At 61.3% G+C, this 17,659-nt stretch carries 22 protein-coding genes; 8 read left to right on the forward strand and 14 right to left on the reverse strand.

Features of this window, described 5'->3' with window-relative positions; genetic code table 11:
* Positions 1-239 (forward strand): IS30 family transposase (locus MFF62_RS00005; RefSeq protein ID WP_238258895.1); only part of this gene is annotated, 239 nt, incomplete at its 5' end.
* On the opposite strand, the gene MFF62_RS00010 is transcribed toward MFF62_RS00005, so the two are convergent.
* Complete coding sequence (locus MFF62_RS00010) at positions 158-2,383, reverse strand: two-partner secretion domain-containing protein (RefSeq protein ID WP_283205292.1); 2,226 nt, start codon at positions 2,381-2,383, stop codon at positions 158-160. The genes MFF62_RS00005 and MFF62_RS00010 overlap by 82 nt on opposite strands.
* 384 nt (positions 2,384-2,767) lie before the next feature.
* Here MFF62_RS00010 and MFF62_RS00015 point away from each other — a divergent pair, with 384 nt between their 5' ends.
* From MFF62_RS00015 to MFF62_RS00035, 5 genes are all read left to right on the forward strand, one after another.
* Positions 2,768-3,667 carry a helix-turn-helix domain-containing protein gene (locus MFF62_RS00015; RefSeq protein WP_238258897.1) on the forward strand — a complete coding sequence of 300 codons (900 nt, stop codon included), beginning with the start codon at positions 2,768-2,770 and terminating at the stop codon, positions 3,665-3,667.
* 106 nt (positions 3,668-3,773) lie between these two features.
* Positions 3,774-4,748 carry a Bug family tripartite tricarboxylate transporter substrate binding protein gene (locus tag MFF62_RS00020; protein WP_238258898.1) on the forward strand — a complete coding sequence of 325 codons (975 nt, stop codon included), beginning with the start codon at positions 3,774-3,776 and terminating at the stop codon, positions 4,746-4,748.
* A 32-nt stretch (positions 4,749-4,780) separates the two neighbouring features.
* A complete protein-coding gene (locus tag MFF62_RS00025) occupies positions 4,781-5,098 on the forward strand; it encodes an NIPSNAP family protein (RefSeq protein ID WP_238258899.1) in 318 nt (105 codons plus the stop codon).
* A 792-nt stretch (positions 5,099-5,890) separates the two neighbouring features.
* Positions 5,891-6,283 carry a hypothetical protein gene (locus tag MFF62_RS00030; protein WP_238258900.1) on the forward strand — a complete coding sequence of 131 codons (393 nt, stop codon included), beginning with the start codon at positions 5,891-5,893 and terminating at the stop codon, positions 6,281-6,283.
* Between the two features lie 179 nt (positions 6,284-6,462).
* Positions 6,463-6,750, forward strand: coding sequence for a hypothetical protein (locus tag MFF62_RS00035; RefSeq protein WP_238258901.1), 288 nt, complete (start codon positions 6,463-6,465; stop codon positions 6,748-6,750).
* Between the two features lie 199 nt (positions 6,751-6,949).
* On the opposite strand, the gene MFF62_RS00040 is transcribed toward MFF62_RS00035, so the two are convergent.
* The 5 genes from MFF62_RS00040 to MFF62_RS00060 form a co-directional block, all read right to left on the reverse strand.
* A complete protein-coding gene (locus MFF62_RS00040; protein WP_238258902.1) occupies positions 6,950-7,348 on the reverse strand; it encodes a hypothetical protein in 399 nt (132 codons plus the stop codon).
* Complete coding sequence (locus MFF62_RS00045; protein ID WP_238258903.1) at positions 7,335-7,598, reverse strand: hypothetical protein; 264 nt, start codon at positions 7,596-7,598, stop codon at positions 7,335-7,337. Before MFF62_RS00045 ends, MFF62_RS00040 begins: the two co-directional genes overlap by 14 nt.
* Before the next feature lies 1 nt (position 7,599).
* The gene (locus MFF62_RS00050; RefSeq protein WP_238258904.1) at positions 7,600-7,902 is read right to left on the reverse strand and encodes a hypothetical protein; all 303 of its coding nucleotides are present in this window, start codon (positions 7,900-7,902) and stop codon (positions 7,600-7,602) included.
* 2 nt (positions 7,903-7,904) lie between these two features.
* Positions 7,905-8,399: a glycoside hydrolase family 24 protein gene (locus tag MFF62_RS00055; protein WP_238258905.1), complete on the reverse strand. Its 495-nt coding sequence runs from the start codon at positions 8,397-8,399 to the stop codon at positions 7,905-7,907.
* A gap of 76 nt (positions 8,400-8,475) precedes the next feature.
* Positions 8,476-9,564, reverse strand: coding sequence for an acyltransferase family protein (locus MFF62_RS00060; RefSeq protein ID WP_283205293.1), 1,089 nt, complete (start codon positions 9,562-9,564; stop codon positions 8,476-8,478).
* A gap of 193 nt (positions 9,565-9,757) precedes the next feature.
* On the opposite strand from MFF62_RS00060, the gene MFF62_RS00065 reads away from it, so the two are divergent.
* Positions 9,758-9,988 (forward strand): XRE family transcriptional regulator, encoded by a 231-nt coding sequence (locus MFF62_RS00065; protein ID WP_309295868.1) that lies wholly within the window; start codon positions 9,758-9,760, stop codon positions 9,986-9,988.
* Positions 9,989-10,140: 152 nt separating this feature from the next.
* On the forward strand, positions 10,141-10,923 hold the full coding sequence (locus MFF62_RS00070) for a hypothetical protein (RefSeq protein WP_238258906.1): 783 nt from the start codon (positions 10,141-10,143) through the stop codon (positions 10,921-10,923).
* A 1-nt stretch (position 10,924) separates the two neighbouring features.
* Here the strand turns inward: MFF62_RS00070 and MFF62_RS00075 are convergent, their stop codons facing one another.
* From MFF62_RS00075 to MFF62_RS00110, 8 genes are read right to left on the reverse strand one after another with little or no spacing between them, the layout of a single operon-like run.
* Positions 10,925-11,485, reverse strand: a complete 561-nt coding sequence (locus MFF62_RS00075; protein WP_238258907.1) for a hypothetical protein — start codon at positions 11,483-11,485, stop codon at positions 10,925-10,927.
* A gap of 12 nt (positions 11,486-11,497) precedes the next feature.
* Complete coding sequence (locus MFF62_RS00080) at positions 11,498-12,382, reverse strand: gp53-like domain-containing protein (RefSeq protein ID WP_238258908.1); 885 nt, start codon at positions 12,380-12,382, stop codon at positions 11,498-11,500.
* 6 nt (positions 12,383-12,388) lie between these two features.
* The gene (locus MFF62_RS00085) at positions 12,389-12,985 is read right to left on the reverse strand and encodes a YmfQ family protein (protein ID WP_283205294.1); all 597 of its coding nucleotides are present in this window, start codon (positions 12,983-12,985) and stop codon (positions 12,389-12,391) included.
* A 7-nt stretch (positions 12,986-12,992) separates the two neighbouring features.
* On the reverse strand, positions 12,993-14,105 hold the full coding sequence (locus tag MFF62_RS00090) for a baseplate J/gp47 family protein (protein ID WP_238258910.1): 1,113 nt from the start codon (positions 14,103-14,105) through the stop codon (positions 12,993-12,995).
* Positions 14,106-14,552, reverse strand: a complete 447-nt coding sequence (locus MFF62_RS00095; protein WP_238258911.1) for a phage GP46 family protein — start codon at positions 14,550-14,552, stop codon at positions 14,106-14,108.
* On the reverse strand, positions 14,549-15,112 hold the full coding sequence (locus MFF62_RS00100; protein WP_238258912.1) for a phage baseplate assembly protein V: 564 nt from the start codon (positions 15,110-15,112) through the stop codon (positions 14,549-14,551). The genes MFF62_RS00095 and MFF62_RS00100 overlap by 4 nt, the downstream gene beginning before the upstream one ends.
* Positions 15,109-16,209 carry a phage baseplate assembly protein gene (locus MFF62_RS00105; protein WP_238258913.1) on the reverse strand — a complete coding sequence of 367 codons (1,101 nt, stop codon included), beginning with the start codon at positions 16,207-16,209 and terminating at the stop codon, positions 15,109-15,111. Before MFF62_RS00105 ends, MFF62_RS00100 begins: the two co-directional genes overlap by 4 nt.
* Positions 16,210-16,221: 12 nt before the next feature.
* Positions 16,222-17,655: a DNA circularization protein gene (locus MFF62_RS00110; protein WP_238258914.1), complete on the reverse strand. Its 1,434-nt coding sequence runs from the start codon at positions 17,653-17,655 to the stop codon at positions 16,222-16,224.
* Between the last annotated feature and the right edge of the window lie 4 nt (positions 17,656-17,659).

The following is a 17,659-nucleotide window of genomic DNA, read 5'->3' on the forward strand; positions in this document are numbered from 1 at the left end:
ATATCTGGTTTGCCGATCCGCATGCCCCTTGGCAACGTGGCAGCAATGAGAACACCAATGGCCTGTTGCGTCAGTTTTTGCCTAAGGGCACAGATCTTTCGCAGGTCACACAGACCCAGCTCAACGCCATTGCCAAATTGCTCAACGGACGGCCACGTCAAACACTCGGCTGGGATACGCCTGAAGAGGCAATGGCCAAGGAACTGGAAGCCGAAAAACTAGCTAAACGTTGCACTTGACTCTTGAGACCGCCCATTCTTGCCCCCCCTAGGTCCACTGCGCGAGCAATCGCAGAGTTCCCCCAAACATTTACGCCAGCATCGTCTCGAATATTCAGAGTGCCAGATACAAATACGCCAGAGCTATTGGTGGATTGACCCGTAACATTGAACGTAGCGTTGCTCGTAACGTTGATGCTTCCTGACAGATGCGTGCCGACGGAATTCACAGAGCGCCCTTGAAGATTCAATGTGGCACGATCAGAAATATCCAGGCGCGCGGTCGAATAGATCCCTTGCATGTCCGTGCTCGAACCCGTGACATTGAGGACTCCCGTGTTTTGCGACAGGCTTCCCCGGAACATTACGCCGTGGCCCTGAGTCGCAGCGCCCGTCACAGTGCCGCCGCCAATGTTTTGCAGGTCGCCCCAAAACACCACAGCAGCTTGTGTTCCGCCCGTCGTGTTTCCGGACACTGTCAATGCCCCACCATTGAGATCAATGGTGCGAGCACCTGCCGTAACGACGGCACCATTATTCCCACCTATCGCCGCCGTCGGGTTCAGATTCAGCCTGTTCGACGTCGACGTGATATTGCCGTTCAATGTGATGTTGCCGTTGGCCGCCATGGTCAGGTTCGCGGCGCCGCCAGCAGTCTTGCTGATGTGCGCGTCGGCGAGCTGAACGATATTGCCCGTGGCCGTGCCCGAGCTGGCCGTCGTGATCGTGACGTCCGTGCCCGCGTTCAGCGCATTGTTGATCGACGTATTGCGGACCGTGGCGGTGTTGCCAGTGCCCTGGAAGCCGTTTGATACCGTGCCGGTGTAGCCCGCATCCGCGCCCGTGCTGATCGTGATGTCGGTCGGGTCGATCAGCCAGTGGCCTGATTTGCCGTTCGGTGCCGCCGCGCTGATCGTGCCTTGCACGTCCAGATAGCGGCCCGACGTTTCGATGAAGCCACCGTCGCCCTGCGTGGCTCCGGCATCAACCCTTGCACCTGCATCCACCTGGGTGTAGTTGGCAAAGATCGCGCCGTCCTGCAGCAGCTTCTCGGCCTGGGTGCCGGCCAGCTTGTTCAGGCTGTCGCCGCCCAGCACCACCTTGCCGCCCTCGGCGGCACCATGCGCGTCGATCTCGGCATTGCCGAACACGCCCACGCGGTCGCCCGACAGCACGGCCGTGCCGCCCTTGGCGCCGCTTTTGGTATTCGATACATCGATCTTGCCAGTCAGCGTGACGTCGCCGGTCTTGCCGGCATCGGCCACCACCGTACCGGCGCGCACCACGCCAGACAGGTTCACCACCGTGCTGAGCAGCGTGTCCTTGCCGCGCGCGGTCAGCAGCACCGAGCCATCTTGCGCGTGGATGTTGCCGCTGTTTTCCACCAGCGCCTTGGCCGTGGAATCGTCCAGCACCAGCGAGATGCCCTGGCCATTGTGCAGCGCCACCGTGGCGCTGTCGCCAGCGGCCAGAATGACTTGACCGCCCGCGGCGGTCTGGATGTTCCCGGTGTTGCGCACCTGGTCGCCCATCAGGGTGACGTAGCCTTGCGCGTTGATGGTGCCTTCGTTAATAACGCCCGCTTGCGTGCCGGTGGCGCTCAGCGCCAGCGGATTGCCGGCCATGAAGGCATTGGTGTCGATGGACTTGGTGGTGGCCAGCAGCGAACCGACGTTCACAACGGCGCCGTGGGCGAACAGCACGCCGTTGGCGTTTTGGATCAGCACCTGGCCGTTGGCCAGCAGCGAACCCTGGATATTGGAAGGCAGGCCGCCCGTCACACGATTCAGGGCCTGGGCCTGGGCGTTGGGCTGGTTGAACTGCACCGTGTTGCCCTTGCAGATGTTGAAGGTGTTCCAGTCGATCACGGCGCGCTGGCTGCCCTGATCGATGTTCATCGTGTTGCCGTTAGGCTGGGAGATGGTGGCCTGGCCGGCCACGACGTTGCCATGGGTCGGCAATGCTTGCGCGCGCGCCGTACTGATATCGACGAGCAGCAGCGCCAGCGCCACCGCCGTCATCGTGGAAACAACGCCAAAGGATGAGGATGCGCTCTGCGCGCCGCCTTCGCCGGGCTGCTTGCCCTGGCTCTTCACGTTCTCTGCAACGGCCACAAGCATGCCGAGGTGCTTGCTGAATACGCGGCGATACCGATTCTTGTTCATGATTCTTCCTGACGATAGATTGCACGGCACCCGGCCGCATGTGGCGGGCGGATGAGAGCGCAGGCTTGGCCTGCTGTCTCTGATTCATCGGGGGCTTTGGCCGCGCTTGCACATGTGGGTGACTGTTGCGCTCGAATAACCTGACTGCGCGCCAGGACGGCTTTAGCGATTCCTCGCTGGGAATCGTATGGAAGGAGGGGTTGATGCGGAATCGTAGGATTACTAAATCCTCAGGCCGAGCATCAATTCGGGAACTGTCAGGGCGAGCACTACATTTTCCGGAGGCAAATGTAGATCGAAGAATCTCCAAAAATCACGGCAATCTGGAAGATGCGATACGATTCCGGTTGTCACCCGCATCCGAAACCGCAAGGAATTCCGCGTTTGCCTGCCGCCCTTCCCTCCAGCCACCCGGGCGAATTTCCCACCTTCGAGACGTCCGATTTCGCGGGCGACGGGTCGTTCTATTTCGACCTCGTGCGGCTGCAGGACCGCGACGACATTCCGCGTGGCTTCCTGCATCGGCACAACTACTATCACCTGCTGTGGATGACCCGGGCGAGCGGCACGCACATGCTCGACTTCGCGCATTTCGATGTGCGCGATCATTCGGTGTTCTTCCTCTCTCCAGGCCAGGTGCATGCCTGGACGTCGTCGGTCAAGCCTTACGGCTATGTGCTGAACTTCAGCATCGATTTTTTCGCGAGGATGTTTCCGCGCGCCGACGACGTTGCGAAATTTCCGTTCTTCCATCCGTCGCAAGGCAACAGCGCGCTCTATCTGACGCCCGATCAGCACGACGCCATGCTGCCGCTGCTGGACGACATGGATCGCGAGGCCCGCGAGCGCCAGCCGGGCGTTGGCGACGTAGTGCAGGCCAGCCTGCTGATCCTGCTCACCCGATTGCGCCGCCTGTGCCCCGACGGCGAGCAGCCGGGCGGCGTCGGTCCGCACCAGGCGCTCACGCGCCGCTTCACGATGCTGGTGGAAACGCACTACCTGCGCTTTGCCGCGATGGGCCAGTACGCCGAGGCGCTGGGCGTGAGCGAGCGTCAGCTCAACGACGCGGTCAAGCGGACGCAGGCGCGCACCGCCAGCCAGGTGGTGCAGGAACGCGTGCTGCTGGAAGCCAAGCGCTGGCTCAGCAATACCGAGACCGGCATCGCCGAGATCGCATTCCGACTAAATATCGAGGATCCGGCCTACTTCGCGCGCTTCTTCAAGAAGCAGACCGGCCTCACGCCGGGCGATTTCCGCAAGAAGCACTGCCGGCCGCTGGAATGAAGCGCAAAAAAGTCCAACCCGGCGTCTGATCCGTCCTAACGCCCCCGCCACGCGGTTGCGTAGAGTGTGCCCAATGGTCATCAGAACCAGAAGCACAGGAGACAGCATGTACAAAGCAATCGCAGCGTTGCGTGGCCTTGCCGTGGCCACCGCACTGGCCGCCACTTCCCTCAACGCGATGGCCGACTATCCGGACCGCCCCTTGCGCATCATCGTGCCATTCGCGGCCGGCGGCGCCACCGACGTCATCGCGCGCACCGTGGCGCAAGCGATGTCGGCCCGCCTCGGGCAATCGGTCGTGGTGGAGAACAAAGCCGGCGCCAACGGCAATATCGGCGCCGTGGCCGCCGCCCGCTCGGACGCCGACGGCTACACGCTGCTGATGGCAACGTCGAGCCACGCCATCAACGCAACGCTGTACCAGAAGCTCAACTACAGCCTTACCCGCGACTTTGTCGCGCTGTCGAACCTGGCATCCGTGCCGCTGCTGCTGGTGGTGAATCCGTCAATACCGGCCAGCTCGGCCAGCGAACTCGCCACGTACGCCAAGGCCAATGCCGGCCGCGTCAACTACGGATCAGGCGGCACCGGCACCGCATCGCACCTGGCCGGCGAGCAGTTCAGCACGCTGACCGGCGCCAAGATGACCCATGTGGCCTACAAGGGTGGCTCGCAGGCACTGAACGACCTGATGGGCGGCCAGGTTCAGGTGATGTTCGCCAACCTGCCCGAAGTACTGAGCCAGGTGCAAGGCGGCAAGCTCAAGGCACTGGCAGTGACCGGCAACAAGCGCCATGCCGCGCTGCCCGACGTACCCGCATTCTCCGAAACGCCCTTCCCGGCCATGACCGCACGCTCCTGGTTCGGCCTGTTCGCCCCGACCGGCACACCCCCGGCCGTGGTGGAGAAGCTGTCGCAGGCCATCGTCCAGAGCGTTGCCGACCCGGCCGTCAAAGACCGCCTGAAAGGCCTGGGCGCGGATCCCGTCGGCGACAGCCAGCCCGCATTCCAGAAATACGTGAATCAGGAAGTGTCGCGCTGGGCCGTGCTTGTGAAGCAATCCGGCGCCACCGTCGACTGACACCACTCATCCGCCATCTTCAAGGAAATACCATGCTGTACGACGTTCGCACCTACACCTGCCAGCCCGGCACGATCAAGAAACACCTGGCGCTCTACGCCGAGCACGGCTACCCGGTGCAAAGCCGCCATCTGGGCAAACCGCTGGCCTACATGCAAACCGAGACCGGCAACGTCAACAGCTACATGCACATCTGGGTCTACGACAGCGCCGCCGACCGCGAGGCCAAGCGCCAGGCGCTGCAGAAAGACCCGGCCTGGGCCACCTATTTGAAGATGAGCGCCGAGGCCGCCTATCTGATCAGCCAGGAGAATCGGCTGATGACGCCGGTGGGGTTTTTTGAGGGGTGAGAGAGGTGGGGGCGGATGACATGCCGCCCCGGATCATTCGGCCTACCAAGTCGAAGGCGCCAGGGGCGCCTGCTGACGCTTTGCATGCCCTCCACCAGCGGTCGTCGTCAGCACCGTGTCGATCGGCACTCTGCAATTGCGCTTGCGCCAGATTCACCATCCGCAGCGCTTCTGAAAAAACTGGACCAAGCGTCTTCCCGCTCTCGGTCACGGACGCCGCAGTCTGCTCCGCCACAATGCCCTCTGCCATCTCAACCAGCATCCCGGGCCGCTGGGATTCCAGTCGTTGCAACAGCATGTGCAGAACATAGACACAGGCGCCGACTTGATTGTCCTGAGTGGAGCTCATGCATTCACCTTGTCTGTCAGTAGAAAGCTCGGATCGTAACGCGCGTCAGGGCAATAGCGAACCTGAGCCGAGACTGCTGGGCTCAAACCACTTTTTGGATGGGGTGCCACAGCCAAATCCGCGCGGAGTTCGTGGGGGATTTCTGGGGGCGCGCGAAAATTATAGAGTGGCGCGGAGGGGCACCGATTGCGTGACAACAAGAAAGGAAAATACCCGCCAACCCTTGCTGGGCTTGGCTTAGCGGCATAAAGTGCCGGTTTTTGGCGCAGAGTGTAAAAGTTGCTGATACGCAACAAAAAGTTAGGATGGTGCGAGGGAGGGGACTCGAACTTCACCGTAGATAAATACTCTTTCGCACAAAGGCGTAATTTAGGCGTAGCCGCTCAAAGACAATCTACGACCAGCGGTCGCCAATACTGTTTATTTATACAGTATGCTTAGCCATGCCCCGTCTCATTGCAAAGCCTCGCCCACCCAAACCAGCGGACGGCTACCCTCCCAGCCCGATAGACCCGAACTACGACCGTTACTACACCCTGGACGAGGCCGGCCAGCCGGTGCGGTGCTACGACTACACCGAGCATGCCATGTGGCAGTCTTGCGAGGGCAAGGCCTGGCAGATCAAAGACATCCTGCCGGAATACGCGGTCGACGTCTGGACCTACTTCTCGGGGTGGGCCAGCATGAGAGACGACAACCTGCCCATGTTCCGGACCATGGTCAGCGGCAGCCTGAGCAAGTGCTTCGAGTCGGAAACGTGGGAGCAGGCAGAGGACAAGCACCGGCGGGTGTTGGAAAAGGTGCTGCGAACGCTGCCCTGCAAGGACAGTCCGTAGCAAATTGGCAGGGGTGTACAATCAAACGGACCAAGAGACTTTACGCGCCTACGACGCGCGAGTGGAGCAAGGCGACCGGCCGAATGCTTCCATATCGTCGAAGCGGCCTTTGCCGTCGTCCGACACTCTGAGGATCCTCTTGTAGCTGCCTCGCCGGCTGAAGTCCTCAGAGATCCTCCATGAACATCTTGCTCGTCCGAAGCGGCGATAAAGCCATATTGATTCCTGCTGGCTTTGCGCTTCATGATTGCCCGGTCGCTGTAACTCGGTGGCTCGGCACACCTTTCTGTGAAGAGTTCGCCGAACTGAACGCCGCTACTCCAATGCCCGGTATCGATCCGGAGGCCGTGCTCGACGAAATCTCGAAGTCCGGTTTCTGCGCAATAGATGGCCGTGGCATATTGCGTCCGGCTCACTGGCGACGATTGAGCCTCTCAAACTTCGGGATCTGCGAGCGAGCCACTTAGAGCTCCGTCCGATCTCATTGACTTCGCTCACTCGGCCCCAGACCGGAACTAGTTCGGCCACGCCTCCACCGTCTTTCGGTGCTTGGCCGCACACTCCCCCAGCGCCTTAAGCACGTCCCCCATCACCCATTCCTGCCAGGCGTCATAGTCGCGTTCGGCTGGCGGGTCATGCGGCCACCGGCACGGCGCGGCCAGCGCGCTATCGAGCGCCGGCGGCTTGCTTGGCAGCCTCGTAGGCGTCGGTGAGCTTGCGCACCCGCAGATCATCAGGGCGGCAATCAGCAGGCAATGGCTTCTTCGCATTTCGAAATTCCTTCACGGCAGCGTCGACCTTGGCGCCGAGGGCGGTCTGGGTGGCGTTGAACTCGTCGGCCTTGGTCCGGATGGTCTCCCCGGCCTGGCGCAGGTCTCCCAGCGCGGCATTGGCGCTGGCCAGGTCAGCCTGGGCGCTGGCCGTCTTCATCCGGTCGATTTCGGCATCCTTACGCCAGCCGTTGGCCACCCAGCCGGCGGCGAAGATGGCTGCGGACAGCACCGCGGCGCCTATCGCACGCCAAGGGATCGCAGCCAACGCTGCGCGTGGATCAAGAAAGATCATGGGGCCTCCAGTGATGCCGCAGCTCAAGCCGCCAGACGCCCCACAGCACACCCAGCGCGATGGCGGCGTTCAGTGCCACCTCAGGATCGCTGTGGCATGCCCAGGGCGACACCATGTTTCCGAACGCCGCGAAGTTGACCAACAACAGGACCAGCGCACCGCCCGTGCGATTCGGCACCTTGTGCGTGAGCACGGCCCAGATCGAGCCGGCGAAGATGATGGCGTTTGCCGCCAGGTTGATGCTATGCATCTCAGCTCCCCCAGACGCGGCGACGGATGGCGTTCATCCACTCGGGGATCTGTTGCATCCCGTTGTTGACGATCGCCAGACCGAACACCGCAGAGGCGGCCACCGCCAGCATGTGGGTGTAGCTGCCTGGTACCAGGCTGAACCGCTCCACTGCAGCGCCGCCAACCAGACAGCCGACGCCCATACTCCCCAGAAAGGAGATGCCGCGCTGCCACCAGTTCCCCGGAATGAACTTCAATGCGATGGCAGAGCCCAGCGCCGCAGCCCCGCCAACCTTCGCTACCACCAATACTTCATCGCTCATTGTCAGACCCCGTTGTCGACCCCACCGTGCAGCAGGTATTGCGCCCTGAGGGCTTCGAATTTCTGTTCGTGCTGTCCGTACCCCGCTCCAGGCAAACTGGCCCAAATGCGACGGCACTTGTTGATGGCTGCGGCCAGTAGCCCGGCCTGAATGTCTGGAATGGCGCGGCACTCCCGGATCTGCTGGACCGCGATGGCATCCTGCGCGGCCGGCCCGAAGTCGCGCAGGCCGAGCTGCCGCCTGTAGACATCGAAATAGCGCGACAGCAGCTGATAGCGCCCTGCCGCCGTGCTCCAGTCGCTGATGCGCGGGATGTAGATGCGCTGGCGCGGGTGGTCCGAATAGTCCGTGAAGAGGCTGCCGCCCACGATGACGTCGTAACCGTGATTGCGCGTCGGCTGCCGCCCGTCGTCCGTGCCCTCGCTGAAGCCCAGCATGTCGAGGAACCCGGCCATGTTCTGCCCGCCAGGTAGCTGATCGGCTCTGGTGAATGGCATACGTCCTCCAGAAATGGAAATGCCCGCGCGTGGCGGGCATGAAAAAACCGCCCGAAGGCGGTTGATGTCGAAACTATCAGGCCAAGGCGGCGACACGCCTTTGCCGGAACCGGTCGATCGGTATCTCGATGACCTTGATCATGAGCCCGGAGGCAATCAGTGTCGCCAGGAGAACGACCGAGCGTTGACGTTCCGTATCGCTGCCGATGAGGGGTATAAGCAGCACATGAATTAGGTAGATCGGAAACGACATATCCCCAAGCAGCTTGTCCAGTCGATTCGATTTCGTGGCGGCAAACACGAACGGCATCAGCAGCGTCAGCAGTACAAAACCCTGCACTGCCCTGGGATCGAAGCCCAGCACTGCCGGCACCGCGCCAGGTGACCACTTGTACAGGACGACCGAAGCGAGCAGCGCGAGAAAGCCCGGCAACGCATAGGGTCGCAACGCTGCCGTGCCAACGCCCCGATATATCCGGTACGAGAGCACACCGAAGAGGAAGAAGCAAATTTCGAATGGGAGCAGCCGGTACGTCCAGGGGTCGAACGTGGCACCGTAGTGTAGAGCGGTTTCCCTCAGTGCCAGCGACCCGACAATAACCGCGACGATGACTGCCGTGCGCGCCCTGAACAGGAACGGCGCCACGACATACACTGCGCACTCCAGGCCAAGCGCCCACGCCTGCGGAACCGGCGCGAAGAAGTCTAGGCGCCCATTACCTGCCACTAGCGAGTTAGCCGACCACGCCAGACCGTCCTGTCCGATCACCAGAAAATAGCCCCAATCCATCCCGAACAGAAACAGATTGCTGAGCACCATGTAAGCCAACGCATCCGCCGGGAGCGTGCTTGCGCGCTCGATCCAGCTTCTAACCGCGCCGAACGTATGAAACATCCCGCCCCAATGCACCTCCAAGAGGCCGATGATCACCGACAGCGCGAGCACCAGCCAATATGACGGGAATATCCGGAGGAACCGGTTCCCATAAAAGAGCAGCACGCCTTCTCGTCCGGTCGGGTACTTCTCGCTAAGGATCAGCGCGGTATAGAAGCCTGAGATAACGAAAAACATTTGGACGGCTGTCCTGCCGTCCATCATGTGGAAGCCATACAGCGGACCCATGTGGGCAAATACCACCGCGATGGCGAGCCAGAACCTGATCACTCCCAAAGTGTCGCCCCTCGTCTCTTGTTCGGCAGTGATTATAACGACGCCTCCAAATTTCCCTTGCCACCTAGGACCATTGGTCCTATTCTATCTGCATGCGTAAGCGCACCCCGCGCGGACCTATCTCCGAAAGGAATGACTATGTTTCGCCTTGCCAATGCTATATGCACCGCCATCGCCCGAAGAACTCATGAAGCTAAAAACGGACCTGGGTCTATCGAGCGCCGAGATGGCTCAGCTATTCGGTGTCTCCGATGGCCGCCAGTGGCGCAAGTACACAGGCGGCGAGCGGGAGATCAGCCCGCAGATCCTGTTCTTCGCGATGGCCAGGCTAGAACTGGATGCGGAAACAATCGAACGCATTCTGAGCCGCATGCGTGTCGTCGGCGCGCAAGTCGAATTGGAATCGCTGCGGTTGTAACCTGCCTCTCGCTGGCAGCATGCGGTGGCGGCGAATCGCCTGAGGCGGAAGCCGTTGCTCCGACTCAAGTCGCGCCAGCTCCCACTCCTACGCCGTCACCTGCCCCTACTCCTACCCAGCCCACCTACCCGATCCGGGCCGGCGCGTACCAATTGCTTGGCCCGCTTTTCGATGCAAAAGTCGTCGTCGAGGCAAGTTATTACGCCATCGGCCATAGCTTCGGTCTCTTCTTTGGCTGCGCAGACACTCAAACGTGTCTCATCCCAGACTACCAGGCAACCCCGCAGCAGAGCGCGGGAAGCCTCGTTTTCCCCGACCGTTGCCGGTTTCCATATGTCTTTGCCTACCAAGGCGCCACCTTCCTGGCCTGCAACAACAGCGACCCGGGCGATGGCGACATCTACCTATACCGCTCAAAGGACCTCGTGACCTGGGCTATTCAGAATAACGGACAGCCTATCGTCCGCAGGCAACCTGGGACCAACTGGGCGCACGTCTGGAATGTCGCAATTCTTCCTGTCGGCAACCGGTGGCACATGCTTGCCGAGTCTCACAGTACCCTCGGCCACATGGACATCGCCTATGCCTGGGCCGATCCAGCAGTCTCGATGGACTTCACGCCTAATCAGGGACCAGTCGTTATCCCAAACGGCGGGAATCCGGAGATGATGCTGTTGGACGGCAAGATGGTGGCGATCCACGGCCTATTCCGCGACCGTAGCGCCACCGACCCGTGGTACACCACGATGAGCGTGGCTGACCCCGCCAACCCCACGACATGGACGATCCGCCGCGATAAGCTGCTCATCGAGCAGCCCGGCATAGACGTCTGCGATCCGACGTACATCGAGATTAACGGGCAGGGACGGATAGCAGTCAGCTACGATCAGAACAAGGTGCTGGAACTGATCGGTCCTCCGCTGTCACCGCTGTAGGTCACTGCGGGTTCGCCCACGCGACCGCCTGCGCAGCGTCAGGCGAGGTTGCCGCATTGACCTGCTCCGTAAGTGCCACGAGTTGCTGTTGGCACTTATTGAGCCATGCCGCAAACGCCCAGACGACAGCCTGCGCTTGCGCCTGCGTGTGTTGCTTGAACGACCATGCACCGCCAGTCACGCACCAGAGTAAGCCGCCAGACGAGCATTGAGCGACGGTGTTCTGGTTCGCTTGATCGGTAAGCGCGCTCGGGTAGCCGTAGGCAGAGCCGAGCGCGCCAGACGAGAAACCGGACGCGATGGCGGTCGCGCATGCGGCGCTCAGGACGCCTATCTGCGCCGACTGTGCTGCAGCAAGCTGCTGTGCCGCAGTAAGAGGAGGAACTGGCGCGAGCGCCCCGTCAGTCACATACCAATACCCAGGTTGACTGATGCATGTCTGCCACTGTTCCTGTGTGATCTGAATGGTGTTCGTGACGCCTGACGGAACCGGACTGTCCGCGCTGTCGTAGAACGCAGTGATGTGTCCTTGTCTGTCGAAGGCTGCGATTTTTTGACCCATGATGTTCAGTCCTTAGTAGCCGATGGCGAACCACTGCGCCGCCACAGCATTGATGGAAACTGCCGTATTGCGCTGGTAATTTTGGAACGTTGCGCCCGTCGTGGATTTGCTTGATGCCGTAACAAAAACACCCGGGTCGGTCGAATTACCGCTGGCGAATTGGCATGCAGTTTGGAAGGCAATCGGGAAGGTAACGGCATTGCTCGACTGCCCACCCCCGGTTGCCTGCGTGTATGTACCCCACTGTACGATTAGCCCGGACGGGTACTTCTGATAGCCACTTGCACCGAGGGAAGCGGCCATCTGCCCAAGGTTCACCGCATGCCGGCTCTGCGTGGCCGGAGCGACCTGCTGTGCGCCACCGGCGCATTCCATAAGCACGGCGATTGGGTTACCGCTGTTGACGCCAGCGATGGTCGCGCGCATCAGCACCGCCGTCCCGTTCAGCGCCAGCTCGCCCCCCTGCAGCGGCTGCAGGCCGAGGCCATAAATCGGGATCGCGGTCAGCCCATCCGGGGCATAGGTCGATGCGCCGGTGTTCGCGTGCGCGATCTTCACTGCCTGCACAACGCCATCGACCCATGTACCCGCCACCAAGGGGGTCGAGTTGGTGGCAGTGTAGGCATTTGCTGCACCAGTATCCGCAAGGATGACCGTGCTTTGTCCAAGCCGCTTGATGGCCGCAAGCAGTTGGTTGAAGGCCGACTTATTAAGCGTCAAGCCCGCTCCAGTGACGACGTTGGCCAACTCCATCATCACGGCATTCAGCCACTCAGCGGGGACGATCGTTGCTGGAACATTCGTCGCCGGGTTTCCATCTGTAAAGAATCCGGCTGTACCCGCTGGGGTCGAGGCTGGCTGAGTTGTCGCGGCAGTTGCGTTGTCAATTTGGTACATGTGACCTCATGCGTAATGGAATTGCAAAATCGTGTGAGCAGGAGCCACTTCGCTCATCTCGCACTCAAGAACCTGGTTTCCCCAACTCGCCAGCGGATCCCCAGCGGCTGACTGCCCAGCGGCAAAACGCACCACGGTATTGAGGGCAGCGTTGATCGACCAGGTGAAAAACCAATCTTGGTTGCCCAGTTGCTGGCCAGCCGTGCTCTGGCCGCAACGGAATGGCGCATAGTTCGTCACCGTAATTCCGTAACCAAGCCTCTGCGCGAAGCCGATGTAATAGGCGGCCGACTGACCGCCCGCATTCGCAAGACGCGCCACAACCTGCTGCCGACGCACCTGCACCGATGGGGCCGGGCCGGCGCACGGATCAGGCAGGCCAAGCGTCGACTCCCACTCCGGCAGCAATTCGTAGGTAGTGGCTGGAAACGAGTCGGCGAGGAGGTAGTTGCATCGCGCCGTCTGGGCCTCATAGGAAGCCGTCAGGCCGGCCTGCACCTTCGTTTGAACAGACGACGGATCGGTATCCCACACCCGCCCTCGCGGCATGAGTGATTGGAAGGCGCGGAGAAAATCCGCTGCCAACAGAACTGGAGCTCCCATTTCCGCCTTATGGATACGAAATGATCCCCACGGTCGGGATATGGCCGGCCGTGGCAACGATGTTCCCAGATGGGACGGTGATCACGAAACCTGCCGTGCTCGGCACGGCAGCAATTGCCGACTCGATGTCCGACAGGTTCACGGTCCCTCCAGGCGCCCCCTTGCGGAACATGACATCAGCGATCGCAACTAGGATTGCGGCTCTTGTCGCGCTGGTGGACGACGTCAGCCCCGTAATCGTGAAGTTCACCGGGCTGGCGATGGGCGCGACGGAATACACCAGCGCCGTTACAGGCTGCTTAGGATAGATAGCGTTCGCTACGGTCAATTGATCGCCAGTCGCCTTGACTGCGGATCGGCTTTCGAGCGTCGCAACCCCGTCAGACCCTTGTGGGAATCCGCCACTTGCTGAATTCGCTTGGTCGAACATCGTGTAGACCACAACCGAACCCGCACCAAAGCCATTCCGCACGATCCACGCGCGCGTGACACCTGGAACGGCCGTTGCCCACTTTACGTAGTCATCTGCATTTCCACCCTCCGCCGGACTTTGGAATGCATCCAGCACACGCACGCGGAAGTCGTCATCCAACTCCACATCCGCGCCGCCGGTGAAGGCAGTTGCCGCAGTGCCGTTCGCCTGCACACCGTCGATAGGCATGCTCAGCGACAACACGGTACCCGCAGCGCAATTGCCTTGCGCCCCGGTTGCTTGGTCGACAACGAGGACAGTCGCCGTGCGGTCTGCACCGACGGTTACCGATACCTGCACAACATACGTTTCGCCATCACCGCGAACCACCTTCGCGCCCGCGGCGATCGTCTTACCTACCTCACCGATGAGGATCACGCTACCGCCAGACGCCGTAGCGTCTTTGCGGTAAACCCCCTTCAGTGCGCCCCAGGCCTCAAGGTATTCGCCCGTGGCCGTGTACGGCACAGCCTGCTTGGCGATCCAGTCCAGGTACCCATAGTGCAAGTGCGCGAGGCCGGCCTGCGCCGTCCCCATGATGTTCAGATTCGAAAAGCGAAGCTGGGGATCCGACCCAACTAGGTTGGCCGCGATGTCCGCAGCAACGTTCTTGCGGAGCTGCGTCAGTGTCGGTCGAGCAAAAGGCATTTAAGAGATCCCTTTCCAAACCCACGAAAAAGCAACCGCCTCCGTGGTTCCGTCCTTTCGATAGGCAACAATTTGAGCGCCGAGCATGCTCGTCCTAGTCCATTCGACGAGGACGTCAAATTTCGCCACGACCCCGTCGTCTATCAGCCACTGCAGGCACTCGATCAGGTAGTCATAGGCACGCTGCAGCGTGTCGTCGTTCTGCTTGGCTCGCTCGAGCAACCAGAGACGGGAGCCGATCGGCACCGTTTCCCCCTCGTCTCCCCACCAGCCCCGCGGGTCTCCAGATCCGTCCGGGATCTCGTCATCAAGATTTGCCACGCGGTCCGTGAAGACCGAGATGAGGATCGCGGTTTGGAGATCGCTACCCGTGCGCAGCGCCGCCCCGTCGAGCACCCAATCCCCTCGGGACCGGCTGACGTCCCACACCGTTGTCGTATCGCTCATTCGGTTTGATTCGGGTGTTCAGAGGTGACCGTGCTGCCGCCGCCCTGGACGTTCTTCACGTCGTGGTTGTGGCCGTTGTAAATCGCCCGCATTTCGGCCATCGTGTGGGCGTTCGTTTCATAGTTGTCCTGGATGTCTCCGGAACACCGAAGCAGATCCGCTTGGACCGTGACGACCGAGGCATTCTGGATGTCCACCGTCTGCCCCTTCGCGTCAATTCGAACGCCCTCATCGGACAGATAAACCACCTTCCCGTCCAGGCTATAAATGATCGTTTCCCCAGACTTCAGCCCACGCGGCCTCGACGCCTGATGGTTCGTCGCGATCACTACGCCGGCAGTACGATCACCAGCCAGGAACACAACCACCGCATCCGAGTCGGGCGGCGGCATCGACGAAAATCCGAACTCAGCCACCCGCGCACGGTTGTCTCCCGTCTCGACGCCGGCCATCTGGACTTGCTGTCGTTGGACGCCGCCATCGTCGTTTCCAGTCCGGATACGCCCACGGCCTACCAGCATGCGCAGGCGGGCACCAATCGCTTCGAGCGCGCCGTTCATTGAATCCCCCGCACATCGGTTCCGATTACATCCGCGAACTGCGGTTGCAGCTGGTAAGGCTCCGGTGTAAATGCATCGGACGGCATCAGGACAAGGTCAGCATGCGTACCGCTCTCATCCAGCCGATACGTCACCGATCCGATAAGCATCATTGCGTCGGGAACCTTGACCGTTGGCGCGGTGATATGCACCAGCGTGTTCGGCTCCCAGAGTGCGCCGTCAGCGTCGCGCCACGAGTCCGTTGTGAGCGTGACGATGTTCCCCCGCGCAATTCTCCGGTTCATCTCCCACACCGCGCGGCGTTGCGTTACCTCGATGCCGATGGCACTCAGGTTTTCGGCCACGATCACTCGCTGTCGGCGTCGCGTGACGCCCTGATCGGCCACTCGCGTGATCACATTCAGGCTTCCGCCGGACAGGTCGGAAAGCATGTCAAGCGCCTGCTGGACCGCCATGTATTCGGAGAAGCGATCTAACACGGAGAACACTCCGCGGATGCTCTCGACGTTGATTCCCTCAGCGAAACCTCCGGCTGCCACCCGATCGCCTACCCGGGTAATGACGAGGTTCCCCTCTGCGTTGTCGTACAGCAAGACCGCGCTATAGCGCGCCACACGCTCAAGCACCGAGTACGGCGTCTCGCCGAGCATGATGTTCAGTTGCTGCACATAAGGCATGTCCGTCACATCGCACACCACCCCAAGCCCGGTGTATGGCACAGCGAGCTGCGTGGCGATCTGCTGGATGTTGCTGTTGACGATCTGCATGCCAGGCCATTCGGCCGCACAGTCCACCAGATCTGCGCACTTGCTACGGCCGGCTACCGAGATGGAATGAGCCCCATCCGATAGGGCCGGCGATACCGTGTCCACATATCCCGTCATCACCAGGTCTGCACCGAGCCGAAGCTGGAAGGAATCCCCCGGGCTAACCGAGACATCCCCACCCGAGACAAATCGCTCAGACATCGTGATGCTGAAGTCCGACGGCATACGCTCGATGCCGCGGGTAATCCGGATCTGCTGCCAGCCCTTCAACGCGCGCGCCTGCGCCCCGATCACGAGGCTTGCCTCGTTCAGGGATACGTCATCAGCCATACGGTTTTCCGCTTATGAAGACAGCGCGTTGAAGGTCGTTGGCATGAACGCCGGGTGCACTGGATCTGCCTGCTTTACTAGGTCATCACTCCGGCTGGCATCTCGGTAGATCCGCTGCGCCAGCGAAAGCGCCGGCACGCTCGCGGGGAACGCGAACGATGTCACCGTCGCAAGATTTCCGCCGCGCGCGTTCAGATCCGCTATTACCGCCTGTCTGGCTCCGATAAGGGCCTGATAGACATCGTCATCTCCATCGTCCGCAGCTGCCAGAATCTCATCCTCAAGCAGGGAGGACACACCCTCACGAACGCTTGCTGCATCGTCCGCCGAGGTTGGTTGATAGGCACCAACCGCATACAGCACCTGCGTCAACGCCACGCGACGAAACAATGCGTTGCAGGACGTCTGCATGGTCGCCATTGCCGCGCCAATCTCGGAGCCGGACGTCGCGTCCTTGCTCTGAACTTGAATCAGTGACGACAGCAAGCGGATCCGATCAGCTGGATCGACGGCGGACACCGCCAGGGCGGCCGCCATGCCCTGCGCGGCCGCACCGAATGCGGCGCCATCTGTCACACTGGCCGCAGCTGACGTCAAAGTCGACCCGGCCTTGGTGACCGACGTCCTCGCCGCAGCATCATTCGCGATGAGCTTTCCAACCGTGTTCGCCTGCTGCACGGTTCGCTTGGCTGCCGAATATCCGCTGTTACCCCCTCCGAACAGCCGCCCGAAGTTCCCCGCCAATGTCGAGATCGCCCCAAAGAAGCGCTTGACATCGTGCACCAGGTCAACGGCTGCTGTGTACCAACCAAGCGCCGTGGATACCGCCTGCTGCACGACCGCAGCGCCCAGCGCCACCGCATCTGCCGTCGACTGGATAAAGGCGGCGATCGACGCAGCGTCGATCTCGTCCGCTGCATCCGTAAGCGCGTCGGTCGTAGCGGCTACTGCAGCGGGATACCTGCGCTCCCCTGCCTCGATAAATGTCAGAGAAAGCTCAAAGAACCGCCCCGCATCCCACCGCTCAAGCGAATGGCCCTCCAGAGCCGAAACCTTGACCCGCCCCAACGTAGGGTGGACCAGTTCCCCGTCACCGCCCAGCTCAAACGCCTTGATCAGCCGCTCGCGCTGGCCGACGACACCGCCGCCGCCATAGACGAGGCTGTTCTCGACAAGAAAGGCGTTCAGGTGATAGACCCGAGCAGATCGCCCGAGATCCTCCACCCACACGCCATCCCGTTGCGGGTACTGGTGAACGGCATTCTTGCGGCCGAACGTTGTCTCGCCGGCCAGAATTGCGAAAGGAACGCCGCGGTACGACGCCTGCCGGAGGGATGATTTCCATCCCCCAGGCAGATCGCCACCCAACGCCGACGCAAGCGAGGACAAAGCTCCGCCCACCCCGCCGATGCTGCCGACGAAGTTCAGGATTTTTGCTTGGCTCATTCGG

Origin of the sequence: Cupriavidus pauculus (genome assembly GCF_022179805.1) — a bacterium.
In the GTDB taxonomy this organism is placed as follows: domain Bacteria; phylum Pseudomonadota; class Gammaproteobacteria; order Burkholderiales; family Burkholderiaceae; genus Cupriavidus; species Cupriavidus pauculus_E.